This window comes from [Scytonema hofmanni] UTEX 2349, from assembly GCF_000582685.1.
Classification (GTDB): Bacteria; Cyanobacteriota; Cyanobacteriia; order Cyanobacteriales; family Nostocaceae; genus Hassallia; species Hassallia hofmanni.
Map to the genome: position 1 here is coordinate 5,368,700 of NZ_KK073768.1, position 21,166 is coordinate 5,389,865.

19 protein-coding genes are annotated in these 21,166 nt (G+C 41.2%); 12 read left to right on the forward strand and 7 right to left on the reverse strand.

What is annotated here, in order from left to right; all coding sequences use genetic code 11:
- Window positions 1-205: 205 nt before the first annotated feature.
- From TOL9009_RS0129530 to TOL9009_RS0129560, 6 genes are all read left to right on the forward strand, one after another.
- Window positions 206-2,632, forward strand: coding sequence for a two-partner secretion domain-containing protein (locus TOL9009_RS0129530; protein WP_029637001.1), 2,427 nt, complete (start codon window positions 206-208; stop codon window positions 2,630-2,632).
- A 277-nt stretch (window positions 2,633-2,909) separates the two neighbouring features.
- The gene (locus TOL9009_RS0129535; protein ID WP_038296687.1) at window positions 2,910-3,422 is read left to right on the forward strand and encodes a (2Fe-2S)-binding protein; all 513 of its coding nucleotides are present in this window, start codon (window positions 2,910-2,912) and stop codon (window positions 3,420-3,422) included.
- A 296-nt stretch (window positions 3,423-3,718) separates the two neighbouring features.
- Window positions 3,719-4,702 (forward strand): FAD binding domain-containing protein, encoded by a 984-nt coding sequence (locus TOL9009_RS0129545; protein ID WP_029637005.1) that lies wholly within the window; start codon window positions 3,719-3,721, stop codon window positions 4,700-4,702.
- The gene (locus TOL9009_RS0129550) at window positions 4,699-6,915 is read left to right on the forward strand and encodes a xanthine dehydrogenase family protein molybdopterin-binding subunit (RefSeq protein ID WP_029637006.1); all 2,217 of its coding nucleotides are present in this window, start codon (window positions 4,699-4,701) and stop codon (window positions 6,913-6,915) included. Before TOL9009_RS0129545 ends, TOL9009_RS0129550 begins: the two co-directional genes overlap by 4 nt.
- Window positions 6,916-7,284: 369 nt before the next feature.
- A complete protein-coding gene (locus TOL9009_RS0129555; protein WP_063628710.1) occupies window positions 7,285-10,143 on the forward strand; it encodes a CHAT domain-containing protein in 2,859 nt (952 codons plus the stop codon).
- Window positions 10,144-10,456: 313 nt separating this feature from the next.
- A complete protein-coding gene (locus tag TOL9009_RS0129560; protein WP_029637010.1) occupies window positions 10,457-10,675 on the forward strand; it encodes a hypothetical protein in 219 nt (72 codons plus the stop codon).
- Between the two features lie 337 nt (window positions 10,676-11,012).
- On the opposite strand, the gene TOL9009_RS0129565 is transcribed toward TOL9009_RS0129560, so the two are convergent.
- Both TOL9009_RS0129565 and TOL9009_RS0129570 read right to left on the reverse strand, forming a co-directional pair.
- The gene (locus TOL9009_RS0129565; RefSeq protein ID WP_038296689.1) at window positions 11,013-11,645 is read right to left on the reverse strand and encodes an exopolysaccharide biosynthesis protein; all 633 of its coding nucleotides are present in this window, start codon (window positions 11,643-11,645) and stop codon (window positions 11,013-11,015) included.
- Between the two features lie 188 nt (window positions 11,646-11,833).
- The gene (locus tag TOL9009_RS0129570) at window positions 11,834-12,718 is read right to left on the reverse strand and encodes a lipid kinase (protein WP_029637014.1); all 885 of its coding nucleotides are present in this window, start codon (window positions 12,716-12,718) and stop codon (window positions 11,834-11,836) included.
- A 90-nt stretch (window positions 12,719-12,808) separates the two neighbouring features.
- On the opposite strand from TOL9009_RS0129570, the gene TOL9009_RS0129575 reads away from it, so the two are divergent.
- The 6 genes from TOL9009_RS0129575 (at window position 12,809) to TOL9009_RS47940 (ending at window position 18,790) form a co-directional block, all read left to right on the forward strand.
- Window positions 12,809-13,501 carry a TIGR02117 family protein gene (locus TOL9009_RS0129575; RefSeq protein WP_029637015.1) on the forward strand — a complete coding sequence of 231 codons (693 nt, stop codon included), beginning with the start codon at window positions 12,809-12,811 and terminating at the stop codon, window positions 13,499-13,501.
- A 250-nt stretch (window positions 13,502-13,751) separates the two neighbouring features.
- Window positions 13,752-14,069, forward strand: coding sequence for a thioredoxin (gene trxA / locus TOL9009_RS0129580; protein WP_029637016.1), 318 nt, complete (start codon window positions 13,752-13,754; stop codon window positions 14,067-14,069).
- A 202-nt stretch (window positions 14,070-14,271) separates the two neighbouring features.
- Window positions 14,272-15,117 carry a class I SAM-dependent methyltransferase gene (locus tag TOL9009_RS0129585; protein ID WP_051503067.1) on the forward strand — a complete coding sequence of 282 codons (846 nt, stop codon included), beginning with the start codon at window positions 14,272-14,274 and terminating at the stop codon, window positions 15,115-15,117.
- Between the two features lie 972 nt (window positions 15,118-16,089).
- Entirely contained in the window at window positions 16,090-17,172 is a 1,083-nt protein-coding gene (gene psbA / locus TOL9009_RS0129590) for a photosystem II q(b) protein (protein WP_029637019.1), read from the forward strand.
- A 420-nt stretch (window positions 17,173-17,592) separates the two neighbouring features.
- Window positions 17,593-18,501 (forward strand): hypothetical protein, encoded by a 909-nt coding sequence (locus TOL9009_RS0129595; RefSeq protein ID WP_029637021.1) that lies wholly within the window; start codon window positions 17,593-17,595, stop codon window positions 18,499-18,501.
- 148 nt (window positions 18,502-18,649) lie between these two features.
- The gene (locus TOL9009_RS47940; RefSeq protein ID WP_186227679.1) at window positions 18,650-18,790 is read left to right on the forward strand and encodes a hypothetical protein; all 141 of its coding nucleotides are present in this window, start codon (window positions 18,650-18,652) and stop codon (window positions 18,788-18,790) included.
- A 157-nt stretch (window positions 18,791-18,947) separates the two neighbouring features.
- On the opposite strand, the gene TOL9009_RS0129600 is transcribed toward TOL9009_RS47940, so the two are convergent.
- The 5 genes from TOL9009_RS0129600 to TOL9009_RS0129620 are packed head-to-tail and all read right to left on the reverse strand — an operon-like array spanning window position 18,948 to window position 21,146.
- On the reverse strand, window positions 18,948-19,142 hold the full coding sequence (locus TOL9009_RS0129600; protein WP_144238370.1) for a hypothetical protein: 195 nt from the start codon (window positions 19,140-19,142) through the stop codon (window positions 18,948-18,950).
- Window positions 19,129-19,494: a hypothetical protein gene (locus tag TOL9009_RS0129605; protein ID WP_029637023.1), complete on the reverse strand. Its 366-nt coding sequence runs from the start codon at window positions 19,492-19,494 to the stop codon at window positions 19,129-19,131. Before TOL9009_RS0129605 ends, TOL9009_RS0129600 begins: the two co-directional genes overlap by 14 nt.
- Entirely contained in the window at window positions 19,491-20,294 is an 804-nt protein-coding gene (locus TOL9009_RS0129610; protein WP_029637025.1) for a collagen-like triple helix repeat-containing protein, read from the reverse strand. Before TOL9009_RS0129610 ends, TOL9009_RS0129605 begins: the two co-directional genes overlap by 4 nt.
- Window positions 20,281-20,715: a hypothetical protein gene (locus TOL9009_RS0129615; protein WP_029637027.1), complete on the reverse strand. Its 435-nt coding sequence runs from the start codon at window positions 20,713-20,715 to the stop codon at window positions 20,281-20,283. Before TOL9009_RS0129615 ends, TOL9009_RS0129610 begins: the two co-directional genes overlap by 14 nt.
- On the reverse strand, window positions 20,712-21,146 hold the full coding sequence (locus TOL9009_RS0129620) for a hypothetical protein (protein ID WP_029637029.1): 435 nt from the start codon (window positions 21,144-21,146) through the stop codon (window positions 20,712-20,714). The genes TOL9009_RS0129615 and TOL9009_RS0129620 overlap by 4 nt, the downstream gene beginning before the upstream one ends.
- Window positions 21,147-21,166: the final 20 nt, after the last annotated feature.

Here is a 21,166-nt window from a genome sequence, read left to right on the forward strand (position 1 = left end):
CTCCCTGCTTGCGGGGAGGGTTGGGGAGGGGTTCTTTTATTATGGCTGTTTGACCGGACATCATATAAGTCCTGAAGGCGTTGCTGAATTCAAGGCATGAAAATGATTTTCCGTGATTTCAAAGAGACGTTGCACATGCTTCTTCTCTACACCAAAATTCATACATCTAATCAACAACGCCTAATTTAATTTTTATTAAGGATTGATGAGAAAACAAACTAACTATTTTTGGATTGCTGGTTTAGGGTTTTTATGCTTTCTGACTAAAATTGATTTAATTCAGGCACAAATCACGTCAGATAGGACTTTATCTACTGAGGTTTTAACCACCAATAATCTCGACTTTACTATTATTAATGGAAATAGAGTTGGAAACAATCTTTTTCATAGTTTTAGAGAATTGTCTGTACCCACAGGTGGGTCGGCTTTTTTTAGTAATGACTTGAATGTTCAAAACATTATTAGCCGGGTGACGGGTGGCTCAATCTCTAATATAGATGGCTTACTCAAAACTAACGGTTCTGCTAATCTTTTTCTGATTAACCCCAACGGCATTATTTTTGGTCAGAATGCCTCGTTAAACATTAATGGCTCTTTCTTCGTGAGTACAGCGAATAATATCATATTTGCTGATGGCACACAATTTAGTGCTACTAATCTCCAAACACCACCACTACTAACTGTAAGTGTTCCCATCGGTTTGCAATTTGGGCAAATTGCTCAACCGATTCAAATTTATGGGTCTACGCTAGAACAAGTTGTGCCTGGTAATACCTTGGCTATCTTAGGTGGTGATGTATTAGTTAAAGGTGGCAGACTGATTGCACCAGGAGGACGAATTGACATAGGGAGTGTTGCCCCTAACAGTCTCGTCAGCCTGAATCCAATTTCCGAAGGCTCGGCATTTGGATATGAAGGGGTGCAGAATTTCCAAGATATTCAACTATCCCAAAGAGCTTTGATTAATACAAGTGGTGAAGGCAGTGGTGGTATTCAGTTGCGTGGCAGAGATATTGCGATCGCTGACAATTCACAAATAGCGAGGTTTACTCTGGGAAACAAACCAGGTCAACCTCTGGTAATCAAAGCATCTGAAACTGTAGAAATAAGTAACAACAGCCAGTTACTTACTGCGACTGGGCAAAACAGACCAGCGAGTGACATAGAAATTGAAACGAAACGGTTGATTGTCCGTGATGGTGCATTTATAGACGCGTCTACCTTTGGTTCGGGAGCGGGAGGGAACATAACAGTAAATGCTTCGGAATCTGTACAGTTACTGGGAAATGGATTTTATACAAGCTTAGGAACTCAGAGTCTCGGTCGCAACAATAATGCTGGGAATGCTGGAACAGTGAATATTTCCACCGGGAAATTAATTCTCCGTGATGGAGGGCGAATATTAACTAGTACCATTGGTTCAGGTAATGCAGGGACTTTGAGAATAGATGCCTCTGAATCTGTAGAAGCCAGCGGCATATCCGTACTAGATAGGAATTTACCTAGTGGTCTGCTTGCTGAGACCACAACCAGAAGTAGCAAAGTATTCATCCCAGCGACTGGCAACGGGGGGGATTTAATAATCAACACACAACGTTTGCTTGTCCAAAACGGTGCAAGCATCTCCACTGCTGCGATTAACGGTAGTAGAGGTCAGGCAGGGAGATTAGATATAAATGCCTCGAACTCTGTAACAGTTACTGGCACCGGTATTGATGGCAATGGTCAGATTGTTCGTAGTACCTTGCTAGCTGCAAGCGATGGTTTTGGTAATGCTGGTGATTTAAGAGTTAATACTAACAAATTGACTGTCCAGGATGGGGCAGCAATTAGTGTAGCGAGTACTGGCTTTGGGAATGCTGGCAACTTAGAGATTACTTCTGGTCTGATATTGCTGGACAATCAAGGAAAACTCACGGCTAATACTCAAGCAGGAGAGGGAAATATCAACCTGCGCTCTCTTAATTTAATATTGCGCCGAGGCAGTGCTATCACCACCAACGCCACAGGCAATAATATCACAGGCGGCAACATCAACATTGATGCCAACAATGGTTTCATCGTCGCTGTCAAGAGTGAAAATAGCGATATCAGTGCCAACTCTGCTGATTTTCGGGGCGGAAATGTAACTATTAATGCCACTGGTATTTTTGGTACTCAGTTCCGGAATGCAGCTACTCTAGAAAGTGAAATCACGGCTACTGGAGCAAATCCTTCCTTAAGTGGTAATGTGCAAATCAATACACCTGATCTAGACCCCACTCGTGGATTATTAAAATTATCCAGCGATCTTGTTGATCAAAGTCATTTAATTACCCAAGGTTGCCCAGCAAATCGAGGCGATGTATTTATCATCACCGGACGTGGGGGTTTACCACCTTTACCAAATGAAGCACTGCGTAGTAATCAGACTGCAACTGTCAATTGGGTCACGCAGGGGGAGAGGAGGAGAGGGGGAGAGGAGGAGAAAATAACTAAGGTAAGTGACTCGAAGTTACCAAATCAAATTGTGCCTGCTACTGGTTGGGTAATTAACGACAACGGGGATGTGACTTTGATTGCTTCTGCTAACACTACTTTTCAAAGCTTAACTCCAACTACTTGCCCTGGAGTGAACATCGACCAAAATTAATTATGCGTTACCTGAAACCCTTGTAAAGACGTTCCACTGGAACGTCTCTACATGGCATCAATCTTGCGACAGAGACACTATAAGCAGATGAGCTTGTATTGTGATTAGAAGAATATTTTGAGGTATTTGACGAGAGGAGTTAGTATTTTTACTCAATAAAAACTGAATTATGGAGCAATATAGATGAAGCTTAGGCTCAGATGTCGCAAGTTTGGTCAAATAATGATTGTTAAGTACAGTAATAGATGCGATCGCTAATTTTGCAAGGAGGATTACTATGGCACAAGCTCAAATCAAAGCTCCCAACCTAACACCGCAAATATCAGATACTATAAGCGTGACGCTGCAAGTCAACGGTACAGCACACACTTTACAAATTGAACCGCGTGTCACTCTACTTGATGCTCTACGAGAATACATTGGACTGACTGGTAGTAAAAAAGGTTGCGACCACGGACAATGTGGTGCTTGTACTGTCCTGGCTGACGGACGCAGAATTAACTCTTGTTTGTCGTTAGCCATCATGTACGATGATGTTGAAATTACCACGATTGAAGGACTGGCTAGTGGTGATGAACTTCATCCGGTACAAGCGGCATTTATCAAGCACGACGGGTTTCAGTGCGGTTATTGTACACCGGGTCAAATCATGTCCGCTGTAGCTCTTTTAACAGAAGGATGCCCAACATCGGATGAAGGCATTAGAGAGTGTATGAGTGGGAATATTTGTCGTTGCGGTGCTTATCCTGGTATCGTCGCTGCTGTGCAAGAAGTTCGCACTTCTCAATAGGAGATGTCGGAGGGGGAAAGGGGAAGCGGGAAGGGGGACAAGGGGGACAAGGGGACAAGGGGGACAAGGAGAATAACTATCAATACGCTTGGTGTTAAGGCAAGAGACGCGATAAATCGCCGTCTCTACAAAGGACTGATTATTGTAAAGACGGCGATTTATCGCGTCTTTGTAATCTATGATTTTCATCAAAAAACCTTATCCGAACCGTATTGGAATAACTCTTGACTTTTGACCATTGACTCTTGACTTTTGACTATTGACTATTGACTTTTGACCATTGACAGGAATGAAATATGAAACCATTTGCTTACACTCGCGCTACAGAAGAAGGTGCAGCTATTCAAACGGTTGCAAGTAACACAGAAGCAAAGTTTATTGCCGGTGGAACTAACTTGCTTGATTTGATGAAAGAAGGTGTGACGCAACCTTCACAGCTTGTTGATATTACGCGATTGCCATTAACTTTAATTGAGGTGATACCAGGTGGGGTGCGGATTGGTGCATTGGCTAAAAACAGCGATGTGGCAAATAATCAACTGATTCAAGAAAGATATCCTTTACTTTCCCAAGCTTTTCTTGCAGGTGCTTCACCACAACTGCGAAACATGGCAAGTGTGGGGGGAAATTTGCTGCAAAGAACGCGCTGCTATTATTTTACCGATATCTTGATGCCTTGTAATAAACGCCAACCCGGTTCAGGTTGTGCGGCAATTGAAGGATATAATCGGATTCACGCTATCTTGGGTGCAAGTGACAAATGTATTGCTACTCATCCTTCTGATATGTGTGTGGCATTGGCAGCGTTGGATGCTACTATCCGCATTCAAGTAGCGGACGGGATACGTACAATCCCCATAGCAGAGTTTCATGTTTTACCAGGGGAGACACCTGAAATTGATACGGTGTTGCAGCAAGGTGAGTTGATTGTGTCTGTTGATTTGCCTGATTCACCCTTTGCAAAGCGATCGCATTATCTCAAAGTACGCGATCGCGCTTCTTATGCTTTTGCTTTGGTTTCCGTTGCCGCAGCTTTAGATATTGACAACGGTACCATCAAGGGGGCGCGAATTGCAATGGGTGGTGTCGCACATAAACCGTGGCGATCGCTCGAAGCTGAGAACATTCTAATTGGTGCCAAACCGAACGAAGAGACATTCAAAGCAGCAGCGGAAGTAACTCTACAAGAAGCCAAACCGCAAAAGTACAACAAATTCAAAGTTGAAATGGCGAAGCGGGCGATCGTCCGCGCACTTACTATTGTAGGAGAAATGGCATGAGTACTGAAGTAGTTGGTAAACCCATAGACCGAGTTGATGGACGCTTGAAGGTGACAGGTGCAGCACATTACTCGGCTGAATTCCCGCTGGAAAATCTCGTCCACGCAGTACTAATTGGCAGTAATATTAGCCGTGGAACTATTAAAAGTATTGATGCAAGTGCAGCAGAAAAATTACCAGGGGTAATCGCCATTATCACGCATCTCAATGCGCCTAAATTGAAAGAAATGCCTTTGATCATGACAGGTGGAGCCGCAGCCGAAGTCCGCCTCCCCTTAGTAGATGGCAATATATATCACAATGGACAATATATTGGGCTTGTAGTTGCTGATACATTAGAACGTGCTACCTACGCGGCATCTTTGGTCTGTGTCGCTTACCAAGAGCAACCATTTGTAACTGAGATGGAGCGCGAAAAAGCGGTTATGCCAACCGGTCCGGTTGGCTTCAGACCAGCAGACATCGCACGGGGCAATTTAGAACAAGGTTTAGCTGAAGCTGAGGTGCGGATAGAAGAAACCTACACCACACCCACCGAAAATCACAACCCGATAGAAACCCATGCGACAACTGCTGTGTGGTCGGGTGATAAACTCACCGTATACGATGCAACCCAGTTTACATTTGGTCAGCAGAAAACCTTGGCGATAGGCTTTGGCATTCCGGAAGAAAATGTACGTATCGTCTGTCATTTTATCGGTGGGGCGTTTGGCTGTAAAGGTGGTATGTGGTCGCATGTTCCCCTTACTGCTCTTGCTGCGCGTTTCGTGGAACGTCCGGTGAAGTTAGTTTTAACACGTCAACAGATGTTTACCAATGTGGGACATCGAGCGGAAACAGAGCAGCAAATTATACTGGGGGCAAAACGTGATGGGCGCTTGACGGCGATCGCTCATAAAGGCATTTCCCACAGTTGTGAAGACGCTGTAGGTGAATTCGTCGAACCCTTCACCGTGGCAACACACTTATTATATGCTACCCAGAACTTGCAAACCTCACAGCGGGTTGTCAAGGTTAACAAAGGGCAGCCAACATTTATGCGTGCTCCTGGGGAAGCTCCGGGAACTTTTGCGTTAGAATCGGCGATGGATGAACTCGCCTACAAGTTAAATTTAGACCCCATTGAGTTGCGGTTGCGTAATTACGCGGAAATAAATCCAGATACAAACTTGCCCTGGTCGAGCAAGTCGCTGAAGGAATGTTACCAACTCGGTGCGGAGAAATTCGGCTGGTCGCAACGTAACCCTACACCGCGTTCGATGCAGGATGGGCGTTATTTAATTGGTATGGGCATGGCAACAGCTACCTATCCGGTGTATCGCTTTCCTGCCAGCGCTGTAGCCAAAATTATGCTTGATGGTAGCGTTGTGGTGCAAAGCAGCACCCATGAGATGGGTACGGGTACGGCAACAGTGATGGCGCAAGTTATCGCCGATGTGTTGGGTGTGTCTGTAGAGCGGGTGCGATTTGAACTCGGTGATACTAATTTCCCGAAAGCGCCCGTTTCTGGCGGTTCGGGGACAGTTGCGTCAGTGGGTAGTGCAGTTGCCGGTGCCACAAAAGCTGCACGTGCAAAAGTACTGGATATTGCACGTGCAGATAAGCGATCGCCTCTTTACAATATCCCCGATACAGAAATCGCCTTTGAAGATGGACAGATATTTGTCAAAAGCGATAAAGCAAAAAGGGAAAGTTACGCAGATATATTGAAGCGGCAAAATCTCAATTTGGTGGAAGCTAACTTTGATATTCAGTTTGACGAAGAAAATAAGAAGCACTCAATGCACTCCTTTGGCGCACAATTTGTCGAGGTGCGTGTCGATCAAGACTTAGGGGAAGTGCGTGTGAGACGGTTTGTTGGTGCTTTTGGTACCGGACGGGTACTGAATTTGAAAACAGCGCGATCGCAAATGATTGGCGGTATTACTATGGGGTTAGGCATGGCACTATTTGAAGAAACTGTCACCGATCATAAATTTGGGCGGATTATTAACTCCAATTTGGGGGAATATCATGTCCCTGTAAACGCCGATGTTCCGGCAATTGAGGCTTATTTTGTCGAAGAAGAAGACCCCCACGTCAATGCGATCGGTGCTAAAGGTATCGGGGAAATTGGCATTACTGGAGTAGCGGCAGCTGTGGCAAACGCTGTATATCATGCGACAGGCAAGCGCATCCGCGATTTACCAATTACGCCAGACAAGCTGCTATAAAGAGGGGAAAAGGGGAAAGGAAAATCCGCCTAATTCCCACACATAGTCGTGAAAATAAATGTAGAGACGTAGCACTGCTACGTCTCTAAAGGTTCTGGATAACGGATATTTAGATTAGGTCGATGTTTCACATATATTATTGTAGAGACGTTCCGCCGGAACGTCTTTACCAGGGTTTTACAGTTTTTGATTATGGTTGATTTGCCGGACATCATATCACATATATTGTAGAGACGTTCCGCCGGAACGTCTTTACCAGGGTTTTACGGTTAATGATATTATGTCCGTTTAATTGAGATTAATAAAAAAATCCGAAGAGACGTAGCATTGGTACGTCTCTACAACGTATGTAATAAGCGCGGACATGAAATGACAAGAAAACGCTGGCGATTTATTGTAGAGGTACGACGTTTTATCAAGAATAAACTTCTTGCAGAAATTAGGAAAAAACGTCACAAAAAATCTTTCCCCCTTCCCCTCTTTTTAATAGCGTTATTTATCGCTTCGGGGATAATTTCATCACCAGTGTTTTCTCAAGCGCAACCGGCAAATGGTCAAGTATTGATTGAACAAGGTCGAAAACTCTATAATGGTGGAGAGTTATCAACAGCGGTGATGATTTTGCAACAAGCAGCAGACGCTTTGCGAACTCAAGGAGATAAACTAGGAGAAGCGATCGCTTTAAGTAATCTCTCCTTAGCCTTTAAGCAACTTGGACAATGGGAAAAAGCAGAAATGGCGATCGCTCAAAGCCTGCAAATCTTAACAACCTCACAAAATACCCCAAATTCAGCATCAGTTTTCGCGCAAACATTAGAAGTTCAGGGAAATCTGCAATTAGAACTAGGTAAACCAGAACTTGCTTTAAACACATGGAAACAAGCTGAAAATATCTATGCAAAAACAGGTGATGAAGTTGGCAAAACTCGCAGTCTAATTAACCAAAGCATTGCCCAACAAGCTTTAGGGCAATACGTACTGTCTTACACGACATTAGAGCAGATGTACCACCGTCTAGAAAAGCAACCAGACTCATTAGTTAAAGCTACCGCTTTACGTAGCCTGGGTGATGTGGTGCAATTAATTGGTGATTTAAAACTATCCTTAAAAGTTTTGCTCGAAAGTCGAAACATAGCCGAAAAATTACAATCTCCTCCAGAAATAAGCGCTGCTTTGCTCAGTTTAGGTAACATTTACGCAGCTTTCGGTAACAGAGAATCGCACCAAGATACCACAACTATTGAAGAGTATACGCCCCTTTACTATGTAAGCACATCTGTTTTCACTAAAGACCCAGGAGCTATCAAATTTTACCAACAAGCAGCGCAATATTATTTAGAAGCTGCTAACACATCTACTTCACCACTTGGGCAAATTCAAGCACAACTAAATCGACTGAGTATGTTGTTGGAACTACAAAAATGGTCGCAAGCACAACAATTATCGTCTGAGATACAGTTAAAGCTGACGAAAATACCACCAAGCAAGACGGCAATTTCTGCCCAAATTAACTTGGCTCAGAGTTTGGTATACTTAAAACAAACTATCAATGCAGATATTCCATCGTGGAAAGAAATTGCTCAAAGTTTGGCAACAGCCATTCAACAAGCTAGAAGCATTGACGATAAGCGTTCTGAAGCTTACGGTCTGGGTGCCCTTGGTGGATTGTATCTGAAAACCCAAGATATACCTAACGCCGAAAAGTTGACCCAGCAAGCTTTGATACAAGCTCAGGCAATTAAAGCTCAGGATATTGCTTATCTTTGGCAATGGCAATTAGGACAGATACTCAAAATTAAAGGCGATATCAGCGGGGCGATCGCCTTCTATACTCAAGCTGTAGATACCCTAACATTTTTACGCAATGATTTGATTTCCCTAAACACAGATGTGCAATTTAGCTTTCGAGATAATGTAGAACCTGTGTATCGGCAATTAGTTGATTTACTCTTGCAACCCGTAGGAGGAGCGGGGGAGGGGGGGACAAGGGGAGGGGGGGACAAGGGGAGGGGGAGACAAGGGGGACAAGATGCCCAATGCCCATTACCCAATGCCCATTGCCCATTGCCCAATGCCCAATTTACAGTTAGTCAAGATAACTTAAAGCAAGCGCGGAATGTGATTGAAGCTTTGCAATTAAGTGAACTAGAAAACTTTTTTCGGGAAGCTTGTTTACAAGCGAAGCCAAAACAAATTGATGACGTAGTTGACAAAATTGATCAAACAGCAGCTGTTATTTATCCAATTATTTTAAAAGACCGTATAGAAATTATTCTCAAGATGCCAAGTCAAAGTCAACTTAGCCACTATACAACTTACAAAGAAGCAAAAGAAGTTGAACTAAAACTAGATAAATTAGGGAAATCTCTGAGAGAACCCGACCGGATTAATGATGTTCATAAACTCTCCCAAGAACTGTATAGTTGGTTGATTAAACCGCTGGAAGTTGATTTAGCAAAGTTGAAAATAAAAACCTTAGTATTTGTCCTAGATGGTTCTTTGCGAAATATTCCGATGGGTGTTCTTTATGACGAGAAACAGAAACAATATTTAATCCAAAAGTATGCGATCGCTTTAGCTCCTGGTTTGCAACTTATTGACCCAAAACCTTTGCAACGACGAGAATTAAATCTTTTAATTGCTGGAATTAGCGAACAACGTCAAATCGAAGGTCGCTCATTTGCTCCACTCAAAAACGTGGAACTGGAATTAGATAAAGTTCACTCATTGATCCCCAAAAGTCAAAAACTTTTCAATCACACTTTTACAAAAATAAATGTCCAAAATAAAATTAAAAAAGCGCCATTTCGTGTAATTCACATAGCGACTCACGGTGAGTTTAGTTCTAACGCTGATAAAACCTTTATTCTCACTTGGGAAGGGCTATTGAAAGTAAAAGATTTTGATAAATTATTGCGACTTCGGAATCCAAGCGATCGCGCAATTGAATTACTTGTCCTCAGTGCTTGTCAAACCGCTAGTGGTGACAAGCGAGCTACTTTAGGGTTAGCGGGAATAGCCGTGCGAGCAGGCACCCGCAGTACTTTAGCAACTTTATGGTCGGTAGAAGACCAATCAAGTGCCGAATTAATGAATCAATTTTATCAAAAGTTAGCACAAGGCGAAACTAAAGCGGAAGCTCTGCGTCACGCTCAACTTGAGTTATTAGATAAATATCAAACTCCTTATTTTTGGGTGCCTTATGTTTTGGTCGGAAATTGGCTTTAATATCATGTTCCGCAGATGTGACTCACATTATTGATTTTTCGATTTCTGTCTGATTTGTAGATTCTGGCTAAAAACCTTGTCCTATAAGCATTCCCACACCTAGCAGCGCGATTAGTCCCTCTAGCATCTTGGTAAAGCGTAGGCTTTAGTAAATATACTTAACCTTTTTGTGCTTTTAGAAGCATTTAAGTCCGTATCATAAATTTCAATAGTTATCAACTTACTATGGATTGATTGCTATTTGAAAATAAATGTATAAACTATATCAAGTACGCGAGAGCGTAATGTTTCTTTACGGTTACTTAGGATAATCATGAATAACACCAAAAAAGTTGAATTGCAATCTACAGATTTGTTTCAAGAAGTGAATGACGCTGATTTAGCGGTAGTTACAGGAGGTGCTGAGGGTTCAATCGGTGGTGCTAATGGTTCAATCGGTGGCGCAAATGGCTCAATAGGTGGTGCTAATGGTTCAACAGGTGGTTTATTAGGTGGTTTGCCAATAGTAGGTGGTTTATTAGGTGGTCTTTAGAAGAATAAGATATCGATACTTAAGCTTCTACGGACTTTATTGAGTTTTTACATTTATCAGTAGAGTGTATCTAATAATTTTTAGGCTAGGGTTAAAACGGACTCTAGCCTAAAAATTATGTTCTTACTACGCTTGGTGTTAAGGATTTTTAGTACTGATTTTAGACCTGTAGAGACGCAAAATTGAACTTCGTCCCGCTTCGCTAACGCGTCTCTACACTGGTATTTTGGGCTTAACTGAACTGTATTCCTGTATAGCTTTGAGGCTTTTTTGACCACAAAAAATGTCTAAATACCGTTAATGTTAATTAAACGGACATGATATGAGGGCTTTTTTATTATCTAAATATCGCAGGTAGTAAACTGGGAGCGATCCACACTGCATAAACAATGAATGCAAATAGTAAGCTAGTCAAAGCAGTAAATATATAGCTGACACACATCAGCAAACCATCAGATTCTATATTGGCAACTGCTAATAGCAAGATTCCGACCGTGGGGATGGGATTGGTAAGGGGAACAGGTAAAATTAACAATATTGCCAACCAAGAGATACAAAGCCCATTTAATCGCCAAGTTAAAGGATTATCAGCTATTTTCACCAACCTGGGACGGGTAATTTTCTCTAATATTTTAGTGACACGTCGCAGATTTTGCAAAAGTGTCTGAGCAAAAACGCGAGGAAATTTGTAATTGATGATTTTTTGAGGTAGCCAAGGCGATCGCCTACCTAAAACCATCTGTACTGACAATAGCAAACAAGTACCAGCAAAAGGACCCGTCAACCCAGGTGGCATGGGAAACAAAAAGGGTAAAACTAATAATGCGATCGTTAAACTAAAACCCCGTTCCGAGGTTTCTGCCAAAATATCCCCCAAAGTCAACGGCTGTTCCGCTAACCGTTGCAGAAGTAACTTAATATCTTGAGAAAATCTTAAATGTATTTGGCTTGATTTGATGTGATTTGCCACAATATCCTATTTAAATTTAACTAAAACAATTTGATTAGTTACAAATACAATTACAATTCAAGATATTTCATTAAACCTCAAATTTTCATCTACCGCAAGGCTTCAATTAAAAAGTAGATTATTGGACATTCGGCATTGGTAATAATTTTTTCCCCTTTCCCCTTTCCCCCTCTTCAAATCCCCAATTATCATAACTGTTGGCTTGGTGGCATTAAAACAGCTAATGCTTGAGGGATAACGCGGAAGTGGGCAGGAGTGTAAGTGGTGATTTCACCATCGGTATTGATGGGACGAGGCTTGCGAGTATACACTTCAATTTCTTGACCATTAAGGGTGCGGACATTCCGCGAATTAATGTGTCGTCCTAGTCGCATACCGGGCAATAAAAGAATAATTTGCCACCAATGTTTAATCTCTAAACTGTAGAGGTCTAGCCTTTGGTCTTCGATTGAAGCATCGTGAACTACCGCCATCCCACCACCGTAATAACGACCGTTACCCACGGCAATTTGCACTGTTTGCACCTTTATCGATTCGCCGTTGACACGAATTTCTGCACTAAAAGGTCGAGATTCCCAAATTACTTGTAATGCGGTAGCAGCGTAAGCAAACACTCCCCATCGACGCTTGGCTTCTTTGGTAAGTCGCTGAGTAATTTTTACACTCAGCCCCAGACTCGCAACGTTGAAAAAGTACTTGCCGTTCACACACCCCAAATCGATGCGTCGCACTTCACCATGAGCGATAATATCACAAGCTTTGGTTAGAGAGTTGGGAATTCCTAAAGTTCTTGCTAAGTCGTTAGCAGTTCCCAAAGGCAAGATTCCCAAGGGCAACTGGCTAGTTACTAAAGCATCGACTGCCGCGTTTAAAGTGCCATCTCCACCACCAACGATCGCCAAGTCAACTTCATGTTGATGCCGTCGGATAACTTCCGGTATTTGCTCGGCATTTTCTGTAGACTTTTCCAGCAAATCAAAGCCGAGTTTTTTCAGATAATCCCTTGCTTCCGACAAACTATTTTGTCCTTGGCGGGCATGAGGATTTACTAACAGTAGTGCGCGGGGATTCATTTGTTTAATAATTTATAGTTTATATCTAGAATTATCCTCTTTTCCCGTTCATCTGGTTGAACTTTTCTCTCTAACCGTGCTGGGGCTGTTATGAAATATGTGAAAAATCTGAACTTACCACGCTCATTATACCGTTGTTTTGCTACTATCTTTTTTAGTTTAGCTTTCCTATGTTGCGCTGTCTTGATACCTGCTAAATGGGGTAATCACTCAAAACATCATTGCGAAATAAAAGTTTGTGTTTCTAATACTGGTATTCACACTAATATTATAGTACCAACTGAAAATAAAGTTTTTGATTGGCATAAATATTTATCTATAGATGAGATTGGTATAGATAATGCTACAAATTATAATTATTTGAGCTTTGGTTGGGGCGATCGCGATTTTTATATGTCAACTCCTTCTTTGGCAAATCTCAAACTTTCTACTACCTTCAAAGCGCTATTTCTTCCCACTCCTTCTGTGTTGTACGTTAAAGGCTACCAAACAATACCCAATTATTTAGAAGTAAAATGTATTAAAATTAATCAAACCGATTACTTGCAGTTAATAAATTTTATTGAATCTAGTTTTCAACTTGATGCCAATGGCAGACAAATTCGTTTAGGTAATGGTCACACTGATAATGCTGGATTTTATGCAGCAAAAGGCAGTTACTCGATATTGAGAAATTGTAATTCTTGGACAGCCGAAGGTTTAACAAAAGCTGATATAAATACTCCTCTTTGGAGTGGAGTTTCATCTGCAATTATGTTCCATTTGAAAAGCAACTGTAAATAATTATGTATTTTTTGGCTGATGCAGAGAAACAACCTAAAGTTATAACTTTTGTAATAAGTCTAATGCTTTGGTTCATAATCCTGATGCTGTCTTACTTCTGGCAATGTTAAGACAGCATGTAATGCATTACCAAACATGTAGCGCTTCGGAGATGATATCTTTTTGCACCAATAAAAGCAAAAAGTTGTTACACCGATTTCAATGGACAAGAACTACCATTAAAATCAAATAGTAAAAACTGGTGTGTTATATGTCAACGAAAAAGGAATTCAATAGCTTTGAGGAGATGCTGTCAGGTTCTGATTTACCGGTGTTGGTAGATTTTTATGCTGACTGGTGCGGTCCATGTCAAATGATGGTGCCGATTTTAGAGCAAGTCAATGCTCAACTCACCGGAAAGATGAAAGTCGTTAAAATTGATACAGAAAAATACCCGGAGTTAGCGACTGCATATGAAATTTCCGCTCTACCGACGTTAGTACTATTTAAAAAGGGTAAGCCTGTTGATCGTATTGAGGGTGCAATGAGCGCACCGCAATTAGTTCAGTATCTAGAAACGGTGATTTAACAAATATATTATCATGCCCGACAAATCACGCATATTGTAAAGACGTTCCGACGGAACGTCTCTACGACGGTTGCGATATTTTTATTTTAATAAAACGGACATGATATTATGGGTGATTGGTAATATTGCGATTACCAATCACCCATACAATTGTATAAGAATGCACTGCTCTGATAATTAGGCTGTTCAATTGAGCGCTACTATGGAATCCGAAGAAAAAATAACTTGGTATACTAACGGAAATACTTACACTCTCGAAGAAAGAAGAAGTTGTTACAGTGAGGTAGCAGATGCTTACAACCGGGCAAGACCACGCTATCCGATGCAGCTTGTTTCTCCTGTTGTAGAATTAGCTGAACTTGATCAAGACGCAATTATTCTTGAGGTGGGATGTGGTCCGGGAACTGCAACAAGTTCGTTTGCTAAATTGGGTTTTTCAATGATTTGTGTTGAGCCAAGTTTAGCAGCTTGCGAGTTAGCACGACAAAACTGTGCTCAATATCCAAAGGTAGAATTTAAGAATACCACATTTGAAGAGTGGGAGTTGGAGCCTGGGAAATTTAATGCGGTACTTTCAGCGAGTGCTTTTCATTGGATTCCCGCAGAGATTGGCTATCCGAAAGCTGCTGATGCATTAAAAGACAACGGTTCTCTGGTTTTGATGTTGAATATGCAAATTCAACCTGATTACGAAGTTTACCAAGTTTTGCATCAAGTTTATCAGATACATGCTCCATCTTTAGGGCAATATGAAACCAGAGAAACTCAGGAAAAGAATTTTAGAAGCTTTGGAAATTTTGCTATTAACTCAGGTAGATTCCAGAATTTAGTCACTCAAGAGTTGTGGTGTGAAGCTACTTATACCATTGATGATTATTTGATGCTTTTAACTACTTATTCACCGTACATCGCATTAGAACTACAGAAGCGGGATTCTTTGTTTGCGGGTTTAAGAGAAGCGTTAGAGAAAAAATGTGGTGAGAGTATTGAGGTTTCATATCTTTCAGGTTTTCATATTGCCCGAAAAATATATAGGAATCATATTTGATTTGTGAAAAAATCTAAGTATTGGTAGCGTGCGTTAGCGCTACATCACTACTTTCTGAAAAGCGATCGCCTGACCGCAAACATAGCTTTGCTGTACGGTAGAATAAGCATGTTTAGATACTTCCTGTTTAAAACAACAAAAAATATTGCATCTCTTTAAGAGAATTAAGCGGGGATAATTCCAGATTTTTATGACTAGAAAATAAATGTTCCTATTCGTAATCGAATGAAGAATCTTGGGAAGAAATTTTTTTAGCGATCGCATCCAATATCGTTGATATCAGGCTTTCATAACGACCGGCGTTTGCATCACCAGGGCTTTAAACTTCTTCGGAACACGATCGCGATATCAACGCCAGTAAGAATATTTTGGCGGCGGGGCTTGCCGTGTCAGTCTGTGGAGCGAACATAAGACCTGATGACCTGAAGGTTAAAGGGAATAAAGAGCGTAAAACCCTTAGGGGAAAGAAACAGAAACCTAAGTCGTGAGTCTTAGGAATCCCCGTGCATTTATCGTCGCTTCGCTCCTGGGTGTGGGGTGTGGGGAATGTAAGTGAAGATTGGGAACACCCCACATTATGAGTGCAATTGGGTTCAAGACCCCACCGAAAAAGTGCGGTGTCTACGGCTCTTGTGGGGTCCAAATCCCCAGAAGAAGGGTGTAGGGTGTTGGGGGTAGGGTGTGGAAATAAAATACGGAGAAAGTTCAAGTAACTCTATATTTCTTTCCCCACACCCCACACCCCACACCCCTTCTTCTACGCCCTACACCCCACTCAGCCACCCCCCACACCCTGTTCAAGCCGGGGAGGATGTCAATAAACCCCCACTGATAAGTAAAGCTAATTGCTTAGGTAAGAATTACTGAAGTTAAAAAGCTTGTAACAATTTGTAAAGTGTCTTAATATATGAATACAGCCGACTAAACACCGACTGATACATACATCTTTGTTTTAACCGCAATCATAAACTCATGACCACAACCTTACAACAGCGCCAAAGCGCCAACGTTTGGGAGCGCTTCTGTACCTGGATCACCAGCACAGAAAACCGTCTATACATCGGTTGGTTCGGTGTATTGATGATCCCCACCTTGCTAGCTGCAACCACCTGCTTCATCATTGCGTTCATCGCAGCACCTCCAGTAGACATCGATGGTATCCGCGAACCCGTAGCTGGTTCCTTGATTTACGGAAACAACATTATCTCTGGTGCAGTTGTTCCTTCTTCTAACGCAATTGGCTTGCACTTCTACCCAATTTGGGAAGCAGCTTCCTTAGATGAGTGGTTGTACAACGGTGGTCCCTACCAATTGGTAGTATTCCATTTTCTAATCGGCGTATTCTGCTACCTCGGTCGTGAATGGGAACTTTCTTACCGTTTAGGTATGCGTCCTTGGATTTGCCTAGCATTCTCTGCTCCAGTAGCAGCAGCAACCGCAGTATTCTTAATCTACCCAATCGGACAAGGTTCATTCTCTGACGGTATGCCTTTGGGTATCTCTGGAACCTTCAACTTCATGATTGTGTTCCAAGCAGAACACAACATCTTGATGCACCCCTTCCACCAATTAGGTGTAGCTGGTGTATTCGGTGGTAGCCTATTCTCTGCAATGCACGGAAGCCTAGTAACCTCTTCCTTGGTTCGTGAAACAACCGAAACCGAATCACAAAACTACGGTTACAAATTCGGTCAAGAAGAAGAAACCTACAACATTGTTGCAGCACACGGTTATTTCGGTCGCTTAATCTTCCAATACGCTTCATTCAACAACAGCCGCTCTTTGCACTTCTTCTTGGCAGCATGGCCAGTAGTTGGCATCTGGTTCACCAGCTTGGGTGTAAGCACAATGGCTTTCAACCTGAACGGTTTCAACTTCAACCAATCAGTAATTGATTCAAGCGGTCGCGTTATCAACACATGGGCTGACGTAATCAACCGCGCTAACTTGGGTATGGAAGTAATGCACGAGCGCAACGCTCACAACTTCCCTCTAGATTTGGCTGCTGCTGACTTCGCTCCTGTAGCAATGACTGCACCTGCTATCAACGGTTAATACTGGTTTGACAAGCTTAACTTAAATAAACAACACTCATGCGCTCCTGATATATCGGGGGCGCATGAGTGTTTTAGCAGGTAGGGTAAGATTTAATCCATCTAGCCCCAAGATCCAATAATGCCGACAGGATTTGAGAACAGGCATTATAGAGCGATCGCACAACATATCTGCGTGGTTGTGGCGCAGAGTCGCAGTTGGAGAAGTGGCGATCGCACAATGGCGATCGCTTTGCTTTACAGGCTTTTAATCACAAAGTCGCCGCTTTTCACCAAGAGTTAATTAAGCAAAGGTTGTGAGTTATTATGATCAGCAGACCGATTAATCACACTTTCCTCTCATTTTTGACTTGCTTAAATACCAAAGCTTGTAATACAGCCAAAGCCCGCCACTACTCCGGAAAATAAAAAGAGGTTCAAAATGAAAGCCAAAAAACTGAAAAATAATAGTTTCGCTCTATCCAACAACCTGAGGCAATCTCATGTCTTTTCTACACCCGAACTAGACTCTAAATCATCAGCAGCGGTGGATGGGAATGCCGCAGTGATGATTGAAATGACGACAAAAGACATTGAGGTTGTTGTTGGCGGTTTTGATGGAGAGAATCAACCAATCAAAGAACAAAAAGATTTGTATCAAGTAGCTGATGTAATTCCTTATATTTTTTCTTTAAAAAAACAATTAGAACAAACTAAACTGCTTAAATATATGCAGGATGAAACTATTTCTAATATCAGAAAATTAGACTTTGCTCCTTATTTTGCTTATTTTGTCAACTCATTTTCCGACTTAAACAAGTATATATTGCCTTACAATGATACAGAACTTGAAAAAGATGAACTAGGACTAAAGAAAAAACTTAATAAACACATGGAAGAAGATGAATCCCATAATATTTTATTTAATGATGATACGCAATTATTTCAAGCAAAATTTAATAATTTTAGTTTTTCTGATTATTTAACTTTTTTGTGGAATGATAATATTAAGAATAGCCGTATGGTTGGGTTTGGAATTGCAAAAGTAACGCAAATAGCTTCAGATCCACGAATAAGATACTGTCTAATTCGTACCATAGAAGAATTAGGTAATGCCTTTTTTTCAATTTCACACAAATGTAGAATAGATGGACATGAAAGTAAATATTTTGGTTCAATTCATTTAGGATATGAACCAGGAGGATTACATCTTGAAGGTGATAATGAAGAACAATTTTTAAGCCAAAACTTAACACTAGAGGAATACAATTTAGCCAAAAGTATTACTCAAGAATGCTATATATTCTTCTTTGATTTCTTGGAAGAAGTTTATGACCAAAGTATTAAATAAGCTGAAACTAAAGAATTAGATTCAAGTGTAACTTCTTCCCCATGCCCAAAAACTCAATCGAATTGTGGGTGGAGTTTTTTATCATCCGCGATTGTATTCTCATCGGGAGCCGCACTTGCGCTTCTGGCATCTGCCTTAACTAGGGATTGTGGAATTTCCTAACTTGTCCGCAGGCGATCGCTTAAAGAAAAAGCCAAACGTAGGAAATTCTGAGGATTTACGAGCGAGGAAAGATGAGGTAGGTGAGACAACTAGTAGTGTGATGATTGAGTTTTTATTTGACTGCTGATTGTTGAGTGTTCTGTAAAATTATTGTTTAGATTTTAGTAGTCTATATGTTAATTGTGACTTGGTTTAGGTTACATGCGTGTGTTTCAAATAAGTTTTCGATACACTAAGTCAAAGGAATACTTAAAAAGTCAAACTAAAATTATAGATTCACATCGCTACAATGAATCCCCAGTTCGTTTAGCCTCTGGCAGCATCTGACCCAAGTACCCACCGACACCGACTTTCGCTAAGTCCCCAAAGGTAGGGCGAAAGTTATGGTCTGCGATCGCCAGCACAAACGCCCCAATTACCAAAATAATTACAACTACAGACCGAACACTAATTTTTGGCAACATCTTAGTATTCATCATCGCGCAAGATAAACCCAGATTCCTTATTTAAAAAGCCTGCAAGCTGCTTAATAAGTCCGCGAAGTCGATTGAATTTGTGTTCAAGTTGCTTATCAGTTGCATTGTGCCTGTATTCAGAAAATAATTTCTTTTCTGTATACTCCGTTAAATGTACTTCTAGCTTTTTCTCGTTTATATACAACCTCTCTGCAAGGTTGTCTTTAAGAGAATCAATTGCATCCAGCAAAACAGATTGTACATTGGTAATTCTCGCATTGATTTGGGCTTCTATTTGAGCCAGCCGATAAATTGCCCCAATAACAGCGATTAATCCCAAGATAATCGTGAGCGCATTGTTAATATCGATTTTCATTTTCTAATCAAATTATAAGAAATATTACTCGCCGCAAAAAAGCTCACCGGAGACGCAGCAACAAAAACCCGAAATTCAAAAAGGTTGAAATTAGGACTTGCAAAGGTAAAAAGTTGATTAATGTCAACGGTATTACTGTAGGGAGTATTGGCTGCCAGAGGATTAATCGTAAGCTGATTTAGACTAGTGGTTAGATTCTTTAGGAGATAACAAGCAAGATAATTTGTATTACTAAGCGCAACTAGAGATATTAAATTAACTGTCCATTTTTTGATAAAAATGTTGTAGTTTTGATTAAAACAAAAGTTGGTTCTAACATTTTGAGTGCCTCCACTCAAAATGTGAACCCCTACAGATAAATTCTTTAAAGCGCTTACCCAGCTAGTACCGCTATACGCCCAAGTTTCAATTAAATTATTGCTACTATCTAGCTCATTCCAAATTAATCCCTGTGTGGGATTGTTTGGCGCAGATGCACTCGTAATAATTTCCTTAAAAGACTTGCTATCAAGCGCTGTTTGCAGTCCCGAAACGTCGGCGATCGCGTGTTGATGATCCAGCGGCGCCGGTTCTCCTGGATCTCCCTTCTCCCCTTTCTCGCCCTGGATGCCTTGCGGTCCGGTTTCTCCAGGCAATCCTTGATTTTGAGCCAGATCAGCAAGGGAAACACCCGGTGGAATTTTCCAAGAGTCTTTCCCAGTAATATTTTTTAATAAAAAAGCGAAACTATTTAAAACCTCTGCCAAAGTAAGCTTAGTATTACTACTAGCAGGATTGTCCTGATCGTCAAGTATCGGCATCTTCAGTTATTTCAAAATTATCTAAATTATCAAGTTTTGCTTCAACTCTATTTAAAGTATCAAGTGTAGTTTGTTCAAAACTTGTAGTCACGTTTTGCGGTAAAATTAATTTTGATACCTTAATTGTCGTTTTACCCAAATAATAATTAGGATAAAAAACAAGTTGGAATTTTCCTTTTTGAGGAAATTCAAGTTCTTGATTGCCAAACCTAACAACATGGGAGCTAGCGATTAACTTACCAGGATAATCAATCAATGACTGGTCGATTCTTCCCGCGCTTTTGTAGTTTTTCGGGTTTTTGGCATCAACGCTGATAATTAAGCTGGTATCGTTATTGAACAAGTAAGGAATGATTACAGATTCAATTTTTTTTAAATCAAATCTGTACTCATGTCGAAAAACTAATTGTGTTTGAATCACTTAGTCTTAGTACCTACTGGCCATGTTTGCCCGTCTTTCGTAACAAAAGAGTCTGGCTTGTTTTTGGTAAAAGTTCCAATAAACTTTTTAATGGAATCAATATTAGCTCCGGATGGAACAGGAATTGATTTGTAAACAATTTTTCCCTTACCCGCTTTTGCGGCAGGAGTTGCACCAGTGCCAGAACCAACCGGAATCTTAATACTTCCAGACCCTTTCGAGCCTTTTACTGATACTTGTCTCCCGTTTTTGCCTTTTACTCCTTTAGCATCCGGCGCTGGTTTTAGTCCAAAAAACTCTGCCGTGCTTTTACGCATATAGGAGTATTGGACACTACGACCAGTTCCGCTTTTGTTAGCTGGATTAACGGTTTTTATTGTTCCAAAAACTACAGTTGCTCGTGGACCGAGCTTTTGTCCTTTTTTTGCCATAGTAATCAATTACCTCCTGC